This is a genomic window from Cellulomonas septica (genome assembly GCF_012396155.1).
Classification (GTDB): Bacteria; Actinomycetota; Actinomycetes; order Actinomycetales; family Cellulomonadaceae; genus Cellulomonas; species Cellulomonas septica.
On record NZ_JAAXOY010000404.1, the window covers coordinates 1 to 3,274 of the forward strand.

Sequence of the window (3,274 nt, forward strand, 5' to 3'; positions counted from 1 at the left end):
CCGTCGTGCGCGAGCTCCGCAAGCTGCGCCTCGACCTGGCGAGCCGGACGGACGCCACCCGTCGAGCCCTGCCGCCCGGCACGACGCTGCGCGCGTTCGTCCCGGGCCAGGACGAGGAGGCGTGGCGCCGCGTCAACGCCCGCGCGTTCGCCCACCACCCCGAGCAGGGCCGCCTCACGGTCGCGGACGTGCAGGCCCGCGAGCGCGAGCCGTGGTTCGACCCGGCCGGGTTCCTGCTGGCCGAGCGCGACGGCGTGCTGGTCGGGTCGGTCTGGACGAAGGTGCACCCGGCCGGCACGGAGGCGGACGAGCCGGTCGGCGAGATCTACGTCGTGGGCGTCGACCCTGACGCGCAGGGCACGGGTCTGGGGGCCGCGCTCACGTCCGCGGGGCTCGACCACCTGGCGTCGCGCGGCCTCGCGACGGTCGTCCTGTACGTCGACGCGGACAACACGGCGGCCGTCCGGACGTACGACCGGCAGGGGTTCGAGCGTGCCGCGACCGACGTGATGCTCGGTTCCGATACCGGGGGTTCACCCGCGGGTGCCACGATGGGGTCATGACCGACGCCCCCGCGCTCGACTCCCTCGAGGAGCACCTCGCCTCGCACGTGGCACCGCAGGAGGAGCTGCCGGAGGTCGAGCCCGAACCGCTCCCCGACGACCGGTTCCTGGACCGCGAGCTGTCGTGGCTCGCGTTCAACCAGCGCGTGCTCGAGCTCGCGGAGGACCCGGACCTGCCGCTGCTGGAGCGCGTGCGGTTCCTGGCGATCTTCGCGTCGAACCTCGACGAGTTCTTCATGGTGCGCGTCGCGGGTCTCAAGCGACGCATCGCGACGGGCATCGCGGTGACGGCGGCGTCGGGCCTCTCGCCCCGCCAGGTGCTCGAGGCCATCAGCGAGAAGGCGCACGAGCTGCAGCACCGGCACGCGCGCGTGTTCGCCGAGCAGGTGCAGCCGGCGCTCGCGGGCGAGGGCATCACGCTCGTCCGCTGGGACGACCTGGGCGACGCCGAGCAGGACCGGCTGCGCAAGTTCTTCCGGCGCCAGATCTTCCCCGTGCTGACGCCGCTCGCGGTCGACCCGGCGCACCCGTTCCCGTACATCTCGGGGCTGTCGCTCAACCTCGCGGTCGTCGTCGCCAACCCGGTGACGGGCAAGGAGCACTTCGCGCGCGTCAAGGTGCCGCCGCTGCTGCCCCGGTTCATCGCGGTCGACGCGAGCGGCCGCCCGTCGGCGCCCGACGCGGGCGCGGCCGCGCCCGAGAAGGGCCCGATGTCGTTCGTCCCGGTCGAGGACGTCATCTCCGAGCACCTCGAGCACCTGTTCCCCGGGATGGAGGTGCGCGAGCACCACACGTTCCGCGTGACGCGCAACGAGGACGTCGAGGTCGAGGAGGACGACGCCGAGAACCTCCTCAAGGCGATGGAGAAGGAGCTCCTGCGGCGCCGGTTCGGCCCGCCGGTCCGCCTCGAGATCGCCGAGGGCATCAGCCCGCGCATCCGCCAGCTGCTCGTGCGCGAGCTGCGGATGGCCGAGGAGGAGGTGTACGAGCTCCCCGCGCCGCTCGACTGCACGGGTCTCAACGTCATCGCCGACCTCGACCGTGCGGAGCTGCAGTTCCCGCGGTTCGTGCCGACGACGCACCGCCAGCTCGCCGAGGTGGAGAGCGCGACGCCCGCCGAGGTGTTCGCGAAGATCCGCGAGCGCGACATCCTGCTGCACCACCCGTACGACTCGTTCTCGACGTCGGTGCAGACGTTCCTCGAGCAGGCCGCGGCCGACCCGGCGGTGCTCGCGATCAAGCAGACGCTGTACCGGACGTCGGGCGACTCCCCGATCGTCGACGCCCTGATCGACGCCGCCCAGGCGGGCAAGCAGGTGCTCGCGCTCGTCGAGATCAAGGCGCGGTTCGACGAGCAGAACAACATCTCGTGGGCGCGCAAGCTCGAGCAGGCGGGCGTGCACGTCGTGTACGGCATCGTCGGTCTCAAGACGCACTGCAAGCTGTCGCTCGTGGTCCGCCAGGAGGCGGACGGCCTGCGCCGGTACAGCCACGTCGGGACGGGCAACTACCACCCGAAGACGGCCCGCCTCTACACGGACCTCGGCCTGCTCACGTCGGACCCCGAGGTCGGGCAGGACCTCACGCGCCTGTTCAACCAGCTGTCCGGGTACGCGCCGAAGTCGCGGTTCCACCGCCTGCTGGTGGCCCCGCGGTCCGTGCGCGCGGGCCTGGTCGAGCGCATCGAGCGCGAGGCCGCGGCCGCGCGCGCCGGCGAGCCCGCGTGGATCAAGATCAAGGTCAACTCGATGGTCGACGAGGCCACGATCGACGCGCTGTACCGCGCGTCGCAGGCGGGCGTGCAGGTCGACCTCGTCGTCCGCGGGATCTGCGCGCTGCGGCCGGGTGTCCCGGGCCTGTCGGAGAACGTGCGGGTCCGCTCGATCCTCGGCCGGTTCCTCGAGCACTCGCGGATCTTCGCGTTCGCGAACGCGACGGGCGGCGAGGACGGCGCGCTCGAGGGGCCCGAGGTCTACATCGGCTCGGCGGACCTCATGCACCGGAACCTCGACCGGCGCGTCGAGGCGCTCGTGCGCGTCGCCGACCCCGACCAGGTCGGCGAGCTCGTCGACCTCGTCGACGAGTCCATGGACGACGCGACGTCGACCTGGCACCTCGACGGCGCGGGCGACTGGCACCGCAAGCACGTCGACGACGACGGCAACCCGCTCGTCGACCTGCAGGCCGCCCTGATCCAGCGGCAGCGGCGCCGCCCCGGCGCCAGCCGGTGAGCAGCACCGCCGCACCGGTCGTCGTCGAGGCGGCCGGCGCTCTCGTGTGGCGCGTGCGCCTGCGTCGCCTGCAGGTCGCGCTCGTGCACCGTCCGCGCTACCGCGACTGGTCGTGGCCGAAGGGCAAGCTCGACCCGGGCGAGACGCCCGTCGTCGCGGCGATCCGCGAGGTCGCCGAGGAGACGGGCCACGACGTCGTGCTCGGCATCCCGCTGCCCGGGCTCGAGTACCGCCTGTCCGACGGCCGCACCAAGCGCGTGCACTACTGGGCCGCGCAGGTCGCAGGCCGCCGCGACGCCGTCGCCCTGCGGGCCCGTCCGCCGGTGCCGCGCGCGTCACGCTCGGAGATCGACCGCGTGCGGTGGATGGACGTCGGCACGGCCGCGCGCCGCCTCACCCGCTCCGCGGACCGCGAGCCGCTCGCCGCGCTGGTCGCGGCCTACCGCAAGGGGCGGCTCGACACGCACGCGCTCGTGGTCG

3 protein-coding genes are annotated in these 3,274 nt (G+C 73.4%); all 3 read left to right on the forward strand.

Annotation, left to right across the window (positions count from 1 at the left end; all coding sequences use genetic code 11):
• Positions 1 to 563, forward strand: a 563-nt coding sequence (gene mshD / locus HGA02_RS13990; RefSeq protein ID WP_168679540.1) for a mycothiol synthase, incomplete at its 5' end; no start/stop codon positions are given.
• Positions 560 to 2,794, forward strand: a complete 2,235-nt coding sequence (locus tag HGA02_RS13995) for an RNA degradosome polyphosphate kinase (RefSeq protein ID WP_168679542.1) — start codon at positions 560 to 562, stop codon at positions 2,792 to 2,794. The genes mshD and HGA02_RS13995, both read left to right, overlap by 4 nt.
• Positions 2,791 to 3,274: NUDIX domain-containing protein (locus HGA02_RS14000; RefSeq protein WP_168679544.1), on the forward strand; the 484-nt coding region annotated here is incomplete at its 3' end. The genes HGA02_RS13995 and HGA02_RS14000, both read left to right, overlap by 4 nt.